Raw genomic sequence first — 18,273 nt, forward strand, 5'->3', positions numbered from 1 at the left:
ACTTTATCAATAATTATTTCTAGTTTTCTCTTTACGCCCCATCCTCTTAAATTACTACGATTTTTTCATGTTTTGCATGTAAAAAAATACACAACTCTCAAAAAATAAAAATATTTCTAATTTTTGTACAGTTTTTGATTTTGGCTGATAAGATTAATAGGTAACTTACATTTGTATGTACAAAAAATTAGTATTAAAGCCCTAATCATAATAAAGGTTAATTAGGAGCCACTATGACAAAAACAGTGTTAGTACCCGTTGATTTTACAGAGCTTGGTTTATTGGACAAGGTTGTTTCACATTTAAAAGCATTGTCTGTTGCTGATAAACTGAATATTCATTTTTTATCCGTGATCCCAAGTTATGAGTCTTTTGTTGGTTTTGCATTTGCAGGCCAAGACCGACTCGCAAGTGACAAACAGCGTATTGAAATTGCGTTATCTACATTAAAAGAAAATTTATCGCATATTGACATTTCCAATAGTACCTCTCAATTTTATGTTTCCATTGGTAATCCTCGCGATAAAATTTTAGAAACGGCGAAAAAAATTCAAGCCGAGTTGATTGTCATCGGTTCTCGTAATCCTGGCATGAAAACTTATCTCCTTGGCTCAACTGCCTCTTCTGTTGTTAGCTATGCTGAATCATCAGTATTAGTTGTCCGTTAATTACTGACTTTCATGCCTTCATAAGAAATCTGGTACAATCTATAAACCAGATTTCTTATTTTTTCTTCCGCCAAATGAACTCAAAATAAAATTTTATTTTATTAATCTTATTTTTAAGAGTAATTATTAATAATATATTTTTAAACAATAAGATAATTATTAAAAAACAAGAAGAAAGGATATATCAATACTCATTATATATAAATATATATTATATGGTCTGTTAATACTTTTATATTGTCCATCATGTGAATTTATGTAAAGATACTTTTCTTTCTATGAAATTTAAATGTAATCAATATCGGTAAAAGGAATTAACATGAATAAAGAGTACTCTGAAAAATGGCAAGAGCGTTTTTCATTTTTTGATAAATATGGCTCACCTAAAACAACTGAATTTAAAGCGGCTTATAAAGAACTATCCTTTGGCAAACGCATTCTCATTGGAATGAATATCTGGGCCTTTTTCTTTGGTTTTATTTATTTTCTTATTTTAGGTTTATGGCGTAAAGCATTAACATTATTTGCTATTAACATTGCTATTTTTACTATTATCGGCTTCTTACCTGTCAATAATGGTGTAATCAATGCCATTGGTATTGCCATTAATATTTTATGGGCAATAACAGCTAACTATGCATATTATTTAAAAGAAACCAAGAATGATCAAAGCTGGAACCCTTTTGATGGTGTTCTATAATAATGTCAAAGGGGCATTTTGCCCCTTTATTTTTTATATTCCTCAAATTTTTCTTTACTAACAACTCTACAATATCTTCTATTTCTTTCATAAAAATTCTATTTTACTCAATTTAATCTTATTTGCATAAATATCATTAATACTTTAATCCTAATATTATTAACGTGATCTACATTAAAACAACGTTAAAAATTCATTTTCCTAACCAAAGAAAATTCAAGTCAATGCTATAATGCGTTAACTAGAAATTAGGAAAAAATTATGTCAAATCATTTTCAAGGTAAATTTGAAGTAGAACTAAAATATCATCTTCAAAATCCAGAAAAGTTTATTTCAGCGTTAGAAAAAGTAGGTGCAACCTTATTTACGCCTAATAATCAAGAAACAGATTGGTATATGGAACATTCTAACCTCAAGTTCCCGACAGCAAACATAAGCTTATGTATAAGAAAAATGTTACCTTCAGGCATAAATCTTCTTATTGTTAAAGGTCCTGATTTATCACAATGTGAAGCAGTACGCATAGAAGATGCAGAAAAAACAGTTTCTATGTTTATCACTCTAGGCTACCACTGTATTCTCAATTATACCAAATCAAGAGAAATTTATTTTTTAGACAAGTTTCATATCACAATTGATAAATTAGATAATCTAGGATCATTTGCAGAATTCGCTATTATGACTGACGATCAAAACAAACTCCCTCTTTACACAAAACAATTACAAAATTTAGCAACACAGTTTGGATTTACAGAAAAACATCTTGAAAAAAATAACTATAAAAAACTTATGTTAGATAGCTTAAAGGGACAATCCCATTCAATTTAAAGACATTCTTTCTATCACCTGTTCAAACACCGACATTATAGCTTCATCCTAAATATCGGTGTTTTATCTTGCCTAAGATTATTTACCCACATAGTACGAAAAAATAAAAAAAACCTCTTTTGATGCAAATTTAAATTGAATGCCATTTTTATTGGTGTTTTTTTAATTTTTTCTTTATTTTTTCTTTAATAATGCTCAGCTTTAGGCTAAAAATGCTATTTAGATCTAATTTAAAAGATATTTTTGCAATACCACTTATATTAATATGATGTTTTTATTACAATTAATAAAAAAATACACTAATTGGAGGGGTTATGCTTGAAAATTACCTTAATATCTTTATTAAGGCAACTTTTATTGAGAATATGGCATTAAGTTTCTTTTTGGGAATGTGTACTTTTCTTGCTGTATCAAAAGAAGTAAAAACTTCATTAAAACTAGGGCTCACCGTCACTGTTTTACTTATTATTGCCACTCCAATCAATAACTTAATTTATAACTTTATCTTAAAGAAAGATGTTTTAGTTGAAGGTATCGATCTTAGTTTTCTAAGATATATTACTTTTATTGGTGTTTTAGCCGCATTAGTTCAAATATTAGAAATGTTTTTAGATAAATTTATCCCTTCACTTTACCATTCATTAGGGATCTTTTTGCCTTTATTAACTATTCATTGCGCTATCTTTGGTGCTACCATTTTTATGGTTGAACGTGATTATACATTTTCAGAATCAGTTATATACGGTGCAGGTTGTGGTGTAGGTTGGTTACTAGCAATTGTTGCTCTATCTGGCCTACGAGAAAAAATGAAATATTCAGATATTCCTAAAGGGTTAAGAGGATTAGGTATCACCTTTATCACTGTAGGATTAATGTCATTAGGTTTTATGTCATTTTCAGGTATTTCACTTTAAAAAAGCCATTTAATTTAAACTTTCATATACCACAAATATTATTGAAAAATAACATAAACTATAAACGGAAAGTTCACATTTTCCGTTTATAGTATTTTTAGCTATTTTCTTTCTAACTCTCTATTTTTCTCATCTCATTTAATTCACTCAATCACATAAACACTTCTTACTTGTGCTTATAATACAAGAAAAACTAATTTTATTTATTGTTCTTTATATCATTAGTGTTTTTTTATTTTACAAATAGAAGTACTTACATTATTAAAATCTAATTGTTTAAATTACAAGTCATCAAGTCACATTAAATTAATAATAAATCAACAGGTTACAAATTAATTAGTGAAATAAAAAATTTTTATATCAACTTTTCAATTCTTCAAAACTTAAATATTAAATTAAATTTATTGAAAATCAATACGTTATATCACCTATTAATTCATTTAAAAAATTTATCAATAAGAGCAATAAATAACCATAAAGAATATTTATAAAATGCCGATACTCTTTTTTAGTATTTGAAAAAATCAAAAGGATATATGGCATTAAATCAAAGAGCGCTCTAAAAACATAACTTTACTCGTTTTTAGTCATTTTTGTCTATGCCAGTTACAGGAAGTAAAAATAAAACTTAAAAAAAATCAATATATTGCACATTTTTATTTTTATAAAAAAGGAAATAACTATTCATGTTTAAGAACTTCAAGCAACGTTATTTGCCAAACGTCTCTTTTAATATGTCGAGTTTAAAAACAACCACCTTAGTTTGGCTTATAACAGGCTCCTTAATTTTACTTCTTGGTTTAGCCTCTGTTTTATTTCTTTCATCCGTAAATGATTACAAGCGAAACTTAAACACACTAAACGATATCTACAATGAACAATCACTTCTTAGTAATACCTGGGAAAATTTGCTACAAACACGCAATACCTTAAATAGAGCAAGCTCCCGTCATTTATTAATTATTAATAAAATGGCTACTGCAAATACTGATATTTCATCTTTATTACAACAAACTAAAGAAAAACTTCAAAGTGTTGAACACGCATGGAGTTGTTTTAAAAACATCCCTCATAACATTAAAAATGAAAGCTATATTCAGCAATTAGAACAAAAATATACTGAACTTAACGCTGCATTAATTGAATTTTTAGCCTTTTTAGAACAAGGAAAAACATATGAATATTTAAATCAACCAACACAAACCTACCAAGATAATTTTGAACAAGCATACATCAACTATCATCAACAGCTACAAAGCCATTACACTGCATCATTAAATGAAGGTGAGTTACTGTACGATAAAATTATTTATAGCTTAATTGTAATTACAATCCTTATTGTCATTTTTTCTTTTTTAATCCAAGTAATATTACGAAAAAACTTTATTTCACCTCTAAATGCCATTATGAAGAATATTGAAGATATCAGTAATGGTGAGTTAGCCACTAATGTCTCTACAAAAGGCCTGTTTGAAATAAATATCCTCACGACAAATATTGAAAAAATGCGAGACCAGATAAAGCAGATAGTTAATAACATTAATAGCAGTTCAGGCCTTATCAATTCAGAATTAAATGACATTTCTGTTATGAACAATAATCTTGCTATTCGCGTTGAGCAACAATCAGCAGCTGTCCTTGAAACATCGGCAGGGATAAGACAATTAAGTGTGACCTCAAAACAGCATGCAGAAAATACCCAAGTATCGTGTGAACTTGTGACTAAAACAGATTCTATGATCCATCAAAGTAATGAAATGTTAGCTAATGTAGTTGAAAACATGCATGAAGTTGTCTCTTTCTCTGAACAAATTAATGATATTACATCAACAATTGACAATATTGCCTTTCAAACTAATTTATTAGCGTTAAATGCTGCAGTGGAAGCAGCTAGAGTAGGTGAACATGGGAAAGGCTTTGCTGTAGTTGCAAAAGAAGTTCGTGAATTATCTATTAGCTGTAATTTAGCATCAAAAGAGATAAAAGTACTTGTTGCAAATTCAAGTAAAAAAATAAACCAATGTTTTCAATTAGCTGCTGACGCAAACGATAATATGGTGGATATTTCTAAACATACTGAAAATATCAATGAAATGATCCATGATATTTCTATCTCAACCAATGAACAAAGTAATGGTATTGCTCAAATTGAAGATGCTATAAATCAATTAGATCAAACAACACAAGCTAACGCCACAATGACAAGAGAGCTAGTTAACTCATTAGATTCCCTACAGACACAATCAAATCGATTAAAACAAGAGTTAACTGTTTTTCATCAATAAAAAAACACTAACCAACTCAATAGAAAGTTACCCTAAGATAGCTTTCTATTGTTAATATATTAAAGTATCAAAAATGGCTAAATTCAGGGATCTCTTTCTTGCCATGTGATTTTAAAAAATCTAAAACTTTCCTTGGGGACGTATTTAATATACGTTCTTCAGGAAAATCTATTTGAGTTAATACTTCTAATACTCGATCAAATTTTCCTAATGAAGAAGCAATATGAGAATCAGATCCTAATGCAATCAATCCACCTGCATCACGCACTGCTTTTGCTATTTCTGTGCAGTTTTTCTCACTCCCTACTCTAGAATGAATAAATGATGAATTATTCATTTCTAAAGCAACATTACAAGCTGCGGCCACCTTTGCAACTTCGGCAATATCAATGGGATATTTAGGATTTCCTGGATGAGTTATTATTTGAACAACACCACTTGTTATTGTCGCGATTAAAGCCTTTGTATTATCCACAATACCCAAGGAACTCATAATCGGATCGTGAAAACCAGCAAGTACAATATCTAATTTCTTACTCAGTTTTTCACTGCAGTCTGTTTCGCCTTTAATATTTTTAATATTTGCTTCAATACCATAAAGGATCCCAACACCATCAATCATACGGGAGATCACTGGTAAATTAGAAAAATGCCATTCATGAGGAGCATCATCCATATCAGGACCATGATCAGTAATTGCAAATAATTTAATTCCCTGCTTTTTAGCTTGCTGAAAATATTCACTCACTGTACTGTAAGCATGCGTACTAGCAATTGTATGAGCATGTAAATCAACGGGATACATAAATAATTCCTTCATAAAAAGCGCTATGATCATCTATAAGATGGTTCTTCTTCAAATATATGATCTACCCAAAATAGATGGGCTACAATAACAAAAATATGAAATCGCTTATAAAATGTTATGTTTACTTTTTTCTTACATCAGCAAGAAATGAAGATAAACTTCGATAAATATGCTTTAATCTTTAACATATTATTTAATATCAATTAGATAATTAATATTTCACTTTAGTACTATACACAATAATTCTGAAAAAACATCGTATAATGCTTTTTCATTTTAACTTTACAAAGGCTAATTATGTTCAACTATCCCGCAGTCGCTCATTTTGATGACGAAAGTGAAACCTACGAAATTACTTATCGTGATTTTGATAATATACATGCTGTTGCTTATACGGAAGATGATATTGAGCTAGAAGCCTCTGATATTTTGCATGTTGGCCTTGAGGAGTTTATTTCAAGTAAAATGCCTATTCCTGCACCATCAAAAGCACAACCAGGTGATTTCATTGTTTACTTACCACTCATCAGCTGTTTGAAAATCGCGCTTCATAATGCAATGCTGGAAACTAAAACAAAAAAATCAGATCTTGCAAGGAAAATGAATTTAACTAGCGCACAAATAGAACGTCTACTCGAAATTAATCAAACATCAAAAGTTGATAGCTTAGAACAAGCTCTTTATTTATTAGGTTATGGCATTTCTGTTAATGTTTATAAAGACACAAATTGATAATACTAGAAATGAAAATGGCTCTAATAAAAATTAGAGCCATTATTTTATAACTCACAAACTTTATTATTAGATATTATAACTTTTTGCTTGCTAAAAATTTAGCATGATTAGTATAAATCGCAATAATATCTTCACCTCGACCCACTAATCCTGCGACTTGGTTGACCATATCAAGATGATCTTCAGCATAATCATCCTTAATTAATTTGCCTAATCGCATACTAGTTCGACCAACTAGGCCATCATTTTGACGTTCAATGAAAAAAGCACTTAATACACGCATTGCAGCATGAGTCGGATCCAGTAAATTACCTTTTTCACCCGCAATTAATCCTTGAATATAACTGCCAAATGAGTAGTAATGTACACCATTAACAATTTCTTTGCCTTCACCACCACGAACTTTAGGTAACCCTTGAGGATATTTTTTATTAAATTCAGTTACATTTTCAGTCGTTAATGCCTCTAATGCAGCGACAGCATCTTGCGGATTGCCATGATTACCAGAGAATGTAGAAATAATTGTTCCAATGGCTTTCATAACAGCATCTGCAATATATTCAGGTACACCGTCTTTACGCATAATACGTCGTACTAAGTCAGCAATTTCTGAACCGTGGTTTACACCATTAATAGAAGTCACTGAAGCGATATTTTTAGCATGTTTCGCCGCAACATAACGACAAGCTAATGGACCTTGACTATGGCCAATTAAATTGACTTTCTTTGCCTTCGTTTCTTTAAGGACTTTTTGCACAAATTCCCAAAGTTGCTCGCCACGAACTTCGTTAGAATTAAATGCAGAAAGAGATGCAGTAAAGACTTGATGCCCTTCTTTTTTTAATGCATCCGCGATGCCATAAAAGTAAGGGTAACCGACGATATCATCAAAACCAGATAAACCATGAACTAAAATAATTGGATATGTAGTTGACATATTTTCCACTCCTTGGGTTTAAGTTAATTTATTTGCTAAACATCCTATTAGCATTACTTACAACAATTGGTAAAATACAAAAATTATAACATACATCATATTTTGACACTTCGTTTGTTATAAGTGTTTATTAGAATAATCTAAAATTTACGATCGTAAAGCCTTATTTTTATCAATTTTATATTTTTATTTATTTTTTAATTATCATCTAAAAAAATCAACATACCTTCTATCAAACCTTCGGCTTTTTTTAACTTTTTTCCAATATATGTATCCGAACATTTTTCATGTTTTGCAAGCTCAATAAAAGTTTTTCCGAAAACATAATAATTAATAAGCAACTGATAGTCTTCTGTATTATACTTCATTAATCTTTTCATTAAACCATTGATTATATTCGCTTTATGATGAGAACATTGTTTCCGTTGCTTTATTTTTTCCGGGATAACTACTTTTTTATTTTTATTTAAAAAACAAACAGCAACGTGATCATTAGCAATCCATGCTCCCCATCCTTCAAGTACTTTTGAAATATTCTCCATATTAACATCCTTATTTTTACATCTAGTGATAATTGCATCCTGCAATCGTTTAAAAACACCTATCTAATTATTAATAGGTATTATAAATATAATAGCAAAATTTTAATTTACAACTCTGTTTAATAAAGATATGAGATTAAATGTTATATCTATTAGAGGATATAAAAATCCAAATATAACTTGGCTATTTTAATTAAGAATCGGATTATCTTTAAGTTATAAAGAATTTTATTCTATTTTTTCTTAAAATAGCCAACCATATGAAGTATTAACGATTATGGTAATGTTTCTTCAGGTCGTAAAGTCAGTACTTCATACCCATTCGAAGTAACCAAAATTGTATGTTCTGATTGTGCTGATAATTTTTTATCTCTCGTTACCACAGTCCAACCATCCTTTTTAGTTTTTATTTTAGCCCCTCCCTGATTAATCATTGGTTCAATCGTAAAAGTCATACCTTCTTTTAATTCAACACCCTGTCCTTTAATACCATAATGTAAGACTTGTGGTGCTTCATGCATTTCTCTGCCAATGCCATGTCCACAATATTCTCTTACGACACTATAGCCATGGCTTTGTGCAAAACTTTGAATTGCATGACCAATATCACCTAATGTTGCTCCCGGCTTAACTTCTTTAATACCTTCCCACATCGCTTGATACGTTATTTTAGCTAATTTTCGCGCAATAGGAGATGCCTCTGGCATAATATACATTTTACTAGAGTCAGCAATAAACCCATTTTTTTCTAATGTGATATCAACATTAATAATATCTTTACTTTTTAATCGTTCATCTGGTTTTGGCACACCATGACAAACAACTTCATTAATTGACGTGTTTAACACATACTCATAACCATACTGCCCTTTACTTGCTGGTCTTGAGTGAAGTTCATTAATAATAAAGTCTTCCACTTTATCATTAATTTCTAGTGTAGAAACACCTGGTATAATAAAGTCATCAAGCATTGTAAAAACTTGCGCTAACAAACGTCCAGATTCACGCATTAATTCAATTTCATCAGACGTTTTGATTGTTATTTTATCCATTTATCTTTCCTCTTATTCTGCTTGTTGCTTGATAGCTTCTTTTTCCAGCATTTCGTTAATAATCATTGGAAACGTTTTATCCGGATTTAACTCTGCTTGGATACCTATTTTTATCCAAAATTCCGCCTGAGCATTAACCGAGCGAGACATTACATTGCTTGCCTTTCTCAAATACTCATGTAATTCATCAGAGATTTTTACAATACCCACGCCAGTCCTTATATACAAATTATGACAAAACATATACGTTCCATAATAGAATCAATTATCAATGCTTTCAATTGCTATTTAGTGCTGACATAGGCATAAAATGCTCAAATAAAAAAAGAATGAATAATACTCAAAATAAAAGGTTGTACTTTTACTTTTTTTTATATTTCAGTGTATTTATTAGGAAATATTCAGAGATTTATAATATTTTATTTCCAATTATCTTAAATTAAAGCTATTTACCTTTAAGTATCATTATCCTCAGAATTAGCTGAGAGACAAATTAGAAAACAAACGTTAGTTTAACATTAATAAAATTTAGAAAGTAATTTCGTATAAATACTAAGGAAAGCAATAATATGAGCCTATCCAAGAAAATCGCATCACTTTCGCTATTAAGTAGCCTTTTAATATTAACCTCAGGTTGCACAACAATTGAAAGAAATTATCCCACAAGCCTAAGTGTTGCTAATGAACAAACTGAAAATAAAGCACTCTCAACAAAATGGGGAGAAAGTTTATTATCTGTAACTCAGAGCATCGAGGCCCATCGATTATCTCAAATACCTTCACAAACAACATCAATATATTATCAAAGAGGATTACCCACTAGTTCTTACTCAAAACTTGCACGTATTAATGAGAGTCCCGTACAGATAGCTATCCTGACTGAATCTAGGAATATAATTCCTCTCTATTACTCACAACAAAATAATCAATATTTATTATATGGCAAAGAAAATGAACGCTATGTTATTTTCTTACATAATACTAGTTCAAGAAAAATGTATGAAGCAGTCATCACTGTTGATGGATTAGATGTTATTAGTGGTACTGTAGGCTCATATCAAAATAGGGGTTACTTGTTAAAAGCTGGAGAAAATTTATTTATCGAAGGATTTAGAAAAAATGACCAGCAAGTCGCTGCATTTCGCTTCAGTTTACCAGATGAAGGATATGTAAATTATAATGCACAAGGCGATAAAAAAAATATTGGCGTAATTGGTGTTGCTCTTTTTGAATCAGAAGAGGGCCCTCAAGAAATAATGAAGAAATGCAGCTATTTACCTAATCCTTTTCCGAAGGATAATAACTACGCACCGGAACCTTGTATTCCCTAAGATTTATCATTAATTTTTCCCTTATAAAAATAGGGTAATTTATTACACTATTTTTATAAGATAATACCAATTATGAAATTTCTTTTTTTATGCTAATATATTCTGGCTTTGTTTTATTACTACACTTTCTACTATTCATATTCCTACCACACTTTCAAAAAATCTCATTTTCCATGCTATTAACTATAAAAAATTTGTTAGGAGTTATTATGTCTAAAAAACCATACCGCATTATATTAACAGGTGGCCCAGGCTCAGGAAAAAGTACATTAATTAATGTACTTAGAAATAAAGGTTACTCTTGTTCTTTAGAGGCAGGTAGAGCCATTATACAAGATCAAACTCTTATTGAAGGTAATGGATTACCATGGATCGATCCTGAGGCTTTCGCACAGTTAATGCTAAGTTGGGAATTACGTTCATGGCATGAAGCGGCCAACGTTGAAACAGCTTATTTCTATGATAGAGGTCTTCCAGATATTGCAGGCTATCTGTTATTGTGTGGTTTACCTATTCCCAAACATCTTAATAATGCAATAATGCTATTTCGTTATTCAACAAATGTATTTATTGCTCCACCTTGGCCTGAAATCTATACACAGGATAAAGAAAGAAAGCAAACAATAAAAGAAGCAGAGGAAACTTATTTAGCAATGCTAGAAGTTTATAAAAAATATAATTATAGATTAATTGAGTTACCTAGATTAGCAATAGAAAGCAGAACTAATTTTATTATTAATAATATTTAATATCAGCCAGTAAGATATTACTGGCATAGATAATAATAAACTCTTAGTAAGAAGCCATAATTTTTAGATCTGGTTTCTCCCCTCGCATTATAGCCCGTTGTTGCTCATGAACAGCCCCATTAATGGCTTTTTGTTCTCCTGGTGTTCGTGTGTTTTTGCCGCAAACTAATGTAGCACACACCGGGCTACCTATCTTATGGCTCCCTGAACTACCCGTACTAAAAGTCACATGATCAGTTGTACATCCTAATAATAGAAAAGATAACAATAAAGTGATTACTATGCGCATAATTTTCCATATAAAATTAAATTTTAAATTGATATTACAGTATTAATAGGCATCAAAAGTATAATGTGGTTTTTGTATCCATTTAAATTCAACTGTTTGCTTTTCTTCATTCCAAATAGGTTCAGGAACTGGCATCGTAAAACTTATTTTTCGAATAGGCTTTATTGTTGAATAATCATTATTTACATATTGATTATTTACTGATGATTTTGACTCATTTAAACCAGCCTTAAAAAGTTGTCCAAATTTACGATTATCTTCTTGTACCTCCAATTCAAAACGCGACTGTTTTCCCAACATAAAAACCAAATTATTATTAACCGCGTGACTATCAATATGAGGATTATCAATTTTAGGGTTATCAACATATGTATTAGAAAACTTAGTTTGAGTTACTTTACTTGAATCACATCCAGCTATAATAAATATAGAAAAAAATAAAAATAGAGAATAATGCATTGTGTATATATCAATAAGAAATAGGAATTAATAATTATTTCATAAAAAACATTTACTAACAAAATAATTTTTATTGATTTTATAAAAAAAGAAAAATAATCTTTTAAAATAAAAGATTGCAAGTAGTCAAACTAAAAATGAAGACAGAAATGAAATAGTAAAACAACCTAAGTTAAATAAACGATTCATTAACCGTACATTCATTTTTTATATAGATAAATTTAATTCATATTAATCATATATACTTTTTTAGCAATATAACCATCTAAGCTTGTTGCAATATAGGCGACAATATTCATCATTTATGCTCTTTCTTAGAAAAGGTATTTTAAATTAATATTAAATAAGTAAAATCCAAAATAAAAAAGATGGGTAAAAAAGAAAAGTAATGAGAACTGAGATAAACTTACTTATTTAACTTAAAAAACAAAAAAGCCTTATAGTTATTAGAAAATATAAGGCTTATAACACGCAGTATACTTTATTGACCTACTGACATTTTCTTCATCTGTTCTAAAGAATCTAATGCTTGTTTACAAGTGCTTTCTTGAACATCTTTAGGTAATGCTGCAAATTGTTCTTTCGCCTGAGCATACTGTGCTTTCATTGCTTCGGCTTGAGCTTTAGTTGCATCATTTTTTGCCATTAACTCAACATAAGAGTCGGTTTCTTTAAAATAGTCTTCACATGCTTTAGATAAATCAGCAGAAACAGCGATAGAAGAAATTGATAATAAACCCAATGCTAAAATAAGATTTTTCATAAATATCCTTTAAGTATTTTTAACAGTTAGAAAGTAACTTTCATTATTTTTCTTAAGTCTGCATTATCTCAAAGAAAAACAAAATAGGGATAAGTATTATCTTAATTGAAAAAATAAACTCCATCTAATAATGATTAAAATAAAAAACGGAGTCAAAATATGATAATTAAAATTAGTCTGATATTTTCAAAACCATTAAATATATCGATTTATTATTCTTAAATTAATATGTTGTTCTTACCTACTAGCAATTTTATTTTTGTAGTAATACTACTATCTATATATCGATAATACACGTTATAATCAAATTATCTCCACTAATTAATATCGGTAGAAAAATGGCAATTGATAGAATCGACTGGCACGCTTATGGTGATTTTCCTGATGACCTACCACCTGAAAATGGAGGTATACATATAGGATTCTATTTAACTTGGATTATTGAAAACAACTTAGAAAGTGAAGATCTACAAGAAGATGCAACTGATGAGTTAGAAATGGTACGTAAAAGAGAAATGGACGGTCTTACATTTCTTATCCAAGTTTGCGACGAGAAATTTATTAGTGATGACTTGAGTGATGAAGGATACGTTTTCACACAACATTATTACGAATCAGAAAATAATGACTATTTCGAAGATTTCGAGCGTGTTTTAGCTCAAGGACTCTCTTCTTCATATTACGTTGAAAACTCATGGGATAATTATGACAAAATTGCACCAGTAATTACAACTGCATATACAAAATGGAAAAAAGAAATAAATAATTAAATTAACCGCTTTCTAAAAGTCAACTTCCATCCTTCATTATTAGCAATAAGTTATTTAAATAATAATTAACTTATTGCTAATTAAATTAACATTCTTAAACTTTAAAACTTAATATTATTTAGTTTATTAATTTTGACGTGATCTATATAAAAGAATCACACATTATTCTTATATATAGTTACTCCGTACTTAATAGGTTCTATTAGTCAGGGGGCTCCCCCGCCAACGGAGGCATTTAATGTCTATAAAATGGGTTTTAGTCATATCTGGAATTGTTATTGGTGCTATCGCTTTACTTCTGGGGATTAACGGAAATCCTCCCAATATGGGGGTTTGTGTTGCTTGTTTTATTCGTGACAGTGCAGGCAGTATGGGATTACATAATACTGAAACAGTACAATATCTTCGTCCTGAAATATTCGGTTTTATTCTCGGTTCATTTGTAGCAGCCTTACTATTCAGAGAATTTCAATCAAAAGCCGGATCAGCGCCAGTTATTCGCTTTACATTGGGCTTTTTAATGATGGCTGGTTGCTTAGTTTTCTTAGGTTGTCCATTAAGAATGGTACTTCGTATAGCTGCGGGAGATTTAAACGCAGTAATAGGATTAATTGGATTAATAATAGGAATTGGTGTCGGAAGCTTATTTGTAAAAAAAGGATTTTCTCTTCCAAGAAATTATCGACAATCACCTGTAGAAGGTTTTATTTTACCGGTTATATGCGTATTCCTGTTTGCTTTATTCTTATGGAATAGTGATATTTTTAATTCTAGTGTAAAAGGCCCTGGTACAAGTCATGCACCAATATGGATGTCTATTATTGCAGGACTTATTATTGGTTTTATTATTCAACGAACTCGATTTTGTTTCATTGGAATGGCAAAACATGTCTTTTTATCACGTAACTATAATATGGCACTTGGAGTGGTTGCATTAACACTTGTTGTTCTATTTGGTAATCTCTATTTAGGCAAATTTAACCTTGGATTTGAAAATCAACCTATTGCTCATAATGATGGTTTATGGAATTTTCTCTCTATGATGCTTGTAGGCCTTTGTGGTGTATTTATCACTGGTTGTCCATTACGCCAACTTGCCAATGCAGGGCAAGGCAATTCCGATGCCTCAATCAGTGTATTAGGTATGTTAGTTGGTGCTGCTTTTGCTCATAACTTCTCTTATGCCTCAAGCCCCGCAGGCGTTACAGATAATGGTAAACTCATTGTCATTATTGGTCTCTTAGTTACATTAATTGTTGGTGCTATTTATACTTATGCCGCAAATAAAATAAACCACGATGAGACTAATAAAGATGACGCATAATTATTTATTCCTTTTTCATGAACAATATGCGGTCAAAAAACTTCACCATCAACTTCAAAAGGATGATTTCTTCTCAAGGATAATTGATGCACCAAGAAAATTATCTTCTGAGTGTGAATTAGCAGTATCTGTTTATTTTTCTAATAATGAAACTTATAAACATTATCTTAATGATAACATTAGAGTTATTTATAAAATAGATTCAGATCGATTTGATATGCTTTGGCAAGATAAATCTTGAAGTAAGTTATTATTAAAATAATCTATTTTTAAAACCTCAACAATGAAAGGCTACATGAGTAGCCTTTCTATAATCAAAAAAATCCGGTAATTATACTTATTAATATTATTTAAATATAAAAAAACCACCCAGATTTACAAAGGATGGTTTCAATATTTTAACTATTTATAAAATAATTATTTGCTATTCTTCTTCTGGTGGGTTTTTGAGGATCTGGTGGATTTCCTCTTTTAGTCTTAATTTTTGTTTTTTTAACTCTACAACTTCTTCACCATATCCTCTTCTATCCTTATGTTCTAATCTTACTATTTTATGGTCAAGTTCGTTATGTTGATCAAAAAGAGCACGAAAATGAGGATCTGTTTGGCGAAGCTTTGAAATTAAATCACGATATTCTGGAAACATAAATAGCTACCTTCCTTATTAATTGTGAATTAAGTACTCTTTTAAGTCTTACTCAAACTGATTAACCTGTCATTGTCTTTATGTTAAAAATAAGACTAACATCAATTAATATTTCTAATTTAAAAATTACTAAGTATTTTTATATTAAACATGTTAATTATGATTATTATATTTAATACATTGAATTATCTAATTTTGTAAAGCTACTTGTTCTAGAACAAATAAAAACAGGATTAATACTTAGTCGACTTCGCCTACTCTGACCAAACATCTTCATAGCCATCTCTATCAATAATAAAGTTATATCCTTCAGGAAGATAAAGATATTTCATAACCTCAGGTAACACAGTGTTTAAATGTTCTGTGTGCAATGTTTGGTAAAAATCATCTCTTTCGCAATATTCACCACAATAAAAAAACCAGCTTATTGTACCATCTTTAGGTCTTTTTATGCGTGTACCATAGACAGGTGTTAAATTTAAGGTATCTAGAGCAATTGCTACCATCTCTTCTGGGTTTTCAGGTAAGACACCATATTTTTTACATACATTTTTTTGTTGTTCAACAACATGTAACATCTTGTTTTTATTTATCATCATATACCGAAATTAAAGTGAGCTCAGTTAAAACACTTTACTCATACAGGATTATAACGAGTTTGCCACTATGCACCAAACACCATAAAAAGGAACACTAAATCTATTCGCACACTTAAATACAGAAAACATATAAATTCAAACAAAAAAAAGAATAAAAAAACACCAATTCACCTTAAAAGTAGACAAAAAGCAGTATTAACGCATTTTTTGTTGAGAAAAAAGCACTTATTGTTAACTCATAAAATATAAATTCTCTATATTTGTAGTGATCTCTAATAGTTATTTATACCCATCTATTTGAGTCACTAAGCCCAATGCCGCCACATTGGGCTTTTTTATGAAAGATGGATTGATATCGTTTCTCATTACGAGAGATTAAAATCTGACACCCAAAATAATAAAAGTTGCAACAATGACTCTAAACAAACCTAATCAGCCACCAGAATTAGATGTGAGCTTAATTTATTGCAGATAAGCAATCTTATAACAACCAATCCTCTATCCAAAACGCCATTAATAAGCCTTTATCCGCGACTTTATATTCATTATTATTCGTATCCATACTGATTGTCTAAAATTCAATATATATAAACGATATAGTTATTATTGTTACTACTTAAATTTACACTGGAAATAATGAAATAATTATTGCCGACCTAACTCCTTTTTTGCCGGCATCAATGACTATTTATTAGGTAAAAGATCCTGCTTTGGTAATTTAGAAAGTGCTAATTCTTTCATCCAATCTGCAAGTAGTGGTGCTGTTTTTATTGAATCCAATAATGCACGCTCTTTTTTTGTTAAACGAATAACAATAACCTCTGTTTTCATTGTAGACATAATAATTTCCCATTTATAAAAGAGAAAATATTGGCACAAAATAGTAACGGAAAGGTCTGACTTACACGGTTTTACAAAATAATCATTTAATGATGATCACACAGTACGTTATCGATAGGATATTTGCGATATAGTTCGTTGTTTACTTTTAGAAAAGACATTAACATATTTATGTTAAATTAGAAGATAGATAGGTATCATTCATGTTTCTAGACCCCAAAAGAACCATAAAGGCCAATGTAAGAAAAAGAAACTCCATTTTTCCTGGTTTGGGAACTACATATAGAATTAGTCTTTCTGATGATGGATTATCACCGCAAGAAATTCAAAAAATAGAATTTAATAAATTTGCAGATAAAGCCGTTGATGAAGTCACAACAATGATTGGTTGCTTTGAACGCTCGGAGAAAAAGAGTAAAAGCCCTAACTCTAATGAACCTCTGCATTATGAGAAATTAGACAATGAGTTTCTTAGGCTTACTGTATCATTTTTTCAAATTATTCAAGAGATTAGATATTCTGGCGACACTAGTCAGCAAGCAAAAAATAGAATTACCACTTCACTATTTGGAATAACTCGTTGGTTAGATAACAAATATCCATCATGGAATAAAGAAAGAGCTGAAGTAGAAAAAAACAGTAAAGAAATTGAGAAAAGAGTAAAAAAAGAATTCAAAGCAAAAAGATTTTATAAAACAAAATTTGCTATTTTAGCCATTTCCACTTTTTTTATTCCCTTTATTTTTTGCTGGTTTTCTTTACAAAAGAAATATCCTAAATGGTTTAAAGTTATCAGTTTCTTATGGGCTATATTTTTTGCTATTTTAGTATATAGAGCACCCAAAACATAATAGCTAACTATGATGCTCTTTCCCCTCACTATGAAACTGCGATCATAATCGAACAGCTCACCACTGTTCTAAATTTTCCCAATAAACATTGGATGTAAAATTGGGCTTATATTATCTTGCCCCCATCAGTACATAAATAAATATAAGATGCTAATGCAACTTAAATGGACAGCCCATCATAAA

General features: G+C 30.1%; 23 protein-coding genes. 12 read left to right on the forward strand and 11 right to left on the reverse strand.

What is annotated here, in order from left to right; translation table 11 throughout:
• The first annotated feature begins 233 nt into the window (after positions 1 to 233).
• The 5 genes from JEP40_RS18390 (at position 234) to JEP40_RS18410 (ending at position 5,395) form a co-directional block, all read left to right on the forward strand.
• On the forward strand, positions 234 to 668 hold the full coding sequence (locus JEP40_RS18390; protein ID WP_198624721.1) for a universal stress protein: 435 nt from the start codon (positions 234 to 236) through the stop codon (positions 666 to 668).
• Between the two features lie 319 nt (positions 669 to 987).
• Complete coding sequence (locus tag JEP40_RS18395; protein WP_198624722.1) at positions 988 to 1,368, forward strand: DUF2628 domain-containing protein; 381 nt, start codon at positions 988 to 990, stop codon at positions 1,366 to 1,368.
• Between the two features lie 261 nt (positions 1,369 to 1,629).
• Positions 1,630 to 2,196 carry a class IV adenylate cyclase gene (gene cyaB / locus JEP40_RS18400; protein ID WP_198624723.1) on the forward strand — a complete coding sequence of 189 codons (567 nt, stop codon included), beginning with the start codon at positions 1,630 to 1,632 and terminating at the stop codon, positions 2,194 to 2,196.
• Between the two features lie 314 nt (positions 2,197 to 2,510).
• Entirely contained in the window at positions 2,511 to 3,110 is a 600-nt protein-coding gene (gene nqrE, locus JEP40_RS18405; protein ID WP_109408632.1) for an NADH:ubiquinone reductase (Na(+)-transporting) subunit E, read from the forward strand.
• 686 nt (positions 3,111 to 3,796) lie between these two features.
• The gene (locus JEP40_RS18410) at positions 3,797 to 5,395 is read left to right on the forward strand and encodes a methyl-accepting chemotaxis protein (protein ID WP_198624724.1); all 1,599 of its coding nucleotides are present in this window, start codon (positions 3,797 to 3,799) and stop codon (positions 5,393 to 5,395) included.
• A 67-nt stretch (positions 5,396 to 5,462) separates the two neighbouring features.
• On the opposite strand, the gene JEP40_RS18415 is transcribed toward JEP40_RS18410, so the two are convergent.
• Positions 5,463 to 6,200 (reverse strand): phosphatase, encoded by a 738-nt coding sequence (locus JEP40_RS18415; RefSeq protein WP_198624725.1) that lies wholly within the window; start codon positions 6,198 to 6,200, stop codon positions 5,463 to 5,465.
• 300 nt (positions 6,201 to 6,500) lie between these two features.
• On the opposite strand from JEP40_RS18415, the gene JEP40_RS18420 reads away from it, so the two are divergent.
• Positions 6,501 to 6,935: a hypothetical protein gene (locus JEP40_RS18420; RefSeq protein ID WP_198624726.1), complete on the forward strand. Its 435-nt coding sequence runs from the start codon at positions 6,501 to 6,503 to the stop codon at positions 6,933 to 6,935.
• A gap of 76 nt (positions 6,936 to 7,011) precedes the next feature.
• Here JEP40_RS18420 and JEP40_RS18425 read toward each other — a convergent pair whose 3' ends face one another.
• The 4 genes from JEP40_RS18425 to JEP40_RS18440 all read right to left on the reverse strand — a co-directional run bounded on the left by JEP40_RS18425 (position 7,012) and on the right by JEP40_RS18440 (position 9,679).
• Entirely contained in the window at positions 7,012 to 7,875 is an 864-nt protein-coding gene (locus tag JEP40_RS18425) for a lipase family alpha/beta hydrolase (protein ID WP_198624727.1), read from the reverse strand.
• A 197-nt stretch (positions 7,876 to 8,072) separates the two neighbouring features.
• Positions 8,073 to 8,417, reverse strand: a complete 345-nt coding sequence (locus JEP40_RS18430) for an antiterminator Q family protein (protein WP_198624728.1) — start codon at positions 8,415 to 8,417, stop codon at positions 8,073 to 8,075.
• 275 nt (positions 8,418 to 8,692) lie between these two features.
• Positions 8,693 to 9,469: a type I methionyl aminopeptidase gene (map, locus tag JEP40_RS18435; protein WP_198624729.1), complete on the reverse strand. Its 777-nt coding sequence runs from the start codon at positions 9,467 to 9,469 to the stop codon at positions 8,693 to 8,695.
• A 12-nt stretch (positions 9,470 to 9,481) separates the two neighbouring features.
• Positions 9,482 to 9,679 (reverse strand): ParD-like family protein, encoded by a 198-nt coding sequence (locus JEP40_RS18440; RefSeq protein ID WP_036937502.1) that lies wholly within the window; start codon positions 9,677 to 9,679, stop codon positions 9,482 to 9,484.
• 359 nt (positions 9,680 to 10,038) lie between these two features.
• Between JEP40_RS18440 and JEP40_RS18445 the strand changes: the two genes are divergently transcribed.
• Both JEP40_RS18445 and JEP40_RS18450 read left to right on the forward strand, forming a co-directional pair.
• Positions 10,039 to 10,800, forward strand: a complete 762-nt coding sequence (locus JEP40_RS18445; RefSeq protein ID WP_198624730.1) for a hypothetical protein — start codon at positions 10,039 to 10,041, stop codon at positions 10,798 to 10,800.
• Positions 10,801 to 11,009: 209 nt separating this feature from the next.
• On the forward strand, positions 11,010 to 11,549 hold the full coding sequence (locus tag JEP40_RS18450; protein WP_198624731.1) for an AAA family ATPase: 540 nt from the start codon (positions 11,010 to 11,012) through the stop codon (positions 11,547 to 11,549).
• Between the two features lie 43 nt (positions 11,550 to 11,592).
• On the opposite strand, the gene JEP40_RS18455 is transcribed toward JEP40_RS18450, so the two are convergent.
• From JEP40_RS18455 to JEP40_RS18465, 3 genes are all read right to left on the reverse strand, one after another.
• Complete coding sequence (locus JEP40_RS18455; RefSeq protein ID WP_198624732.1) at positions 11,593 to 11,838, reverse strand: hypothetical protein; 246 nt, start codon at positions 11,836 to 11,838, stop codon at positions 11,593 to 11,595.
• 42 nt (positions 11,839 to 11,880) lie between these two features.
• Positions 11,881 to 12,297 (reverse strand): hypothetical protein, encoded by a 417-nt coding sequence (locus JEP40_RS18460; RefSeq protein WP_198624733.1) that lies wholly within the window; start codon positions 12,295 to 12,297, stop codon positions 11,881 to 11,883.
• 481 nt (positions 12,298 to 12,778) lie between these two features.
• Positions 12,779 to 13,060, reverse strand: a complete 282-nt coding sequence (locus JEP40_RS18465; RefSeq protein ID WP_198624734.1) for a DUF5339 domain-containing protein — start codon at positions 13,058 to 13,060, stop codon at positions 12,779 to 12,781.
• A gap of 338 nt (positions 13,061 to 13,398) precedes the next feature.
• On the opposite strand from JEP40_RS18465, the gene JEP40_RS18470 reads away from it, so the two are divergent.
• The 3 genes from JEP40_RS18470 to JEP40_RS18480 all read left to right on the forward strand — a co-directional run bounded on the left by JEP40_RS18470 (position 13,399) and on the right by JEP40_RS18480 (position 15,395).
• Entirely contained in the window at positions 13,399 to 13,830 is a 432-nt protein-coding gene (locus tag JEP40_RS18470) for a hypothetical protein (protein WP_198624735.1), read from the forward strand.
• A 238-nt stretch (positions 13,831 to 14,068) separates the two neighbouring features.
• A complete protein-coding gene (gene yedE / locus JEP40_RS18475) occupies positions 14,069 to 15,154 on the forward strand; it encodes a YedE family putative selenium transporter (RefSeq protein ID WP_198624736.1) in 1,086 nt (361 codons plus the stop codon).
• Positions 15,144 to 15,395: a putative Se/S carrier-like protein gene (locus JEP40_RS18480; RefSeq protein ID WP_198624737.1), complete on the forward strand. Its 252-nt coding sequence runs from the start codon at positions 15,144 to 15,146 to the stop codon at positions 15,393 to 15,395. Before yedE ends, JEP40_RS18480 begins: the two co-directional genes overlap by 11 nt.
• A 183-nt stretch (positions 15,396 to 15,578) precedes the next feature.
• Here JEP40_RS18480 and JEP40_RS18485 read toward each other — a convergent pair whose 3' ends face one another.
• The 3 genes from JEP40_RS18485 to JEP40_RS18495 all read right to left on the reverse strand — a co-directional run bounded on the left by JEP40_RS18485 (position 15,579) and on the right by JEP40_RS18495 (position 17,239).
• Positions 15,579 to 15,800, reverse strand: coding sequence for a YdcH family protein (locus JEP40_RS18485; RefSeq protein ID WP_072070432.1), 222 nt, complete (start codon positions 15,798 to 15,800; stop codon positions 15,579 to 15,581).
• Between the two features lie 254 nt (positions 15,801 to 16,054).
• Complete coding sequence (locus tag JEP40_RS18490; protein ID WP_198624740.1) at positions 16,055 to 16,396, reverse strand: hypothetical protein; 342 nt, start codon at positions 16,394 to 16,396, stop codon at positions 16,055 to 16,057.
• 687 nt (positions 16,397 to 17,083) lie between these two features.
• Complete coding sequence (locus tag JEP40_RS18495) at positions 17,084 to 17,239, reverse strand: hypothetical protein (RefSeq protein ID WP_198624738.1); 156 nt, start codon at positions 17,237 to 17,239, stop codon at positions 17,084 to 17,086.
• A 203-nt stretch (positions 17,240 to 17,442) separates the two neighbouring features.
• On the opposite strand from JEP40_RS18495, the gene JEP40_RS18500 reads away from it, so the two are divergent.
• Complete coding sequence (locus JEP40_RS18500) at positions 17,443 to 18,090, forward strand: hypothetical protein (protein WP_198624739.1); 648 nt, start codon at positions 17,443 to 17,445, stop codon at positions 18,088 to 18,090.
• Positions 18,091 to 18,273 lie beyond the last annotated feature (183 nt).

Origin of the sequence: Proteus vulgaris, from assembly GCF_016239305.1 — a bacterium.
In the GTDB taxonomy this organism is placed as follows: domain Bacteria; phylum Pseudomonadota; class Gammaproteobacteria; order Enterobacterales; family Enterobacteriaceae; genus Proteus; species Proteus vulgaris_C.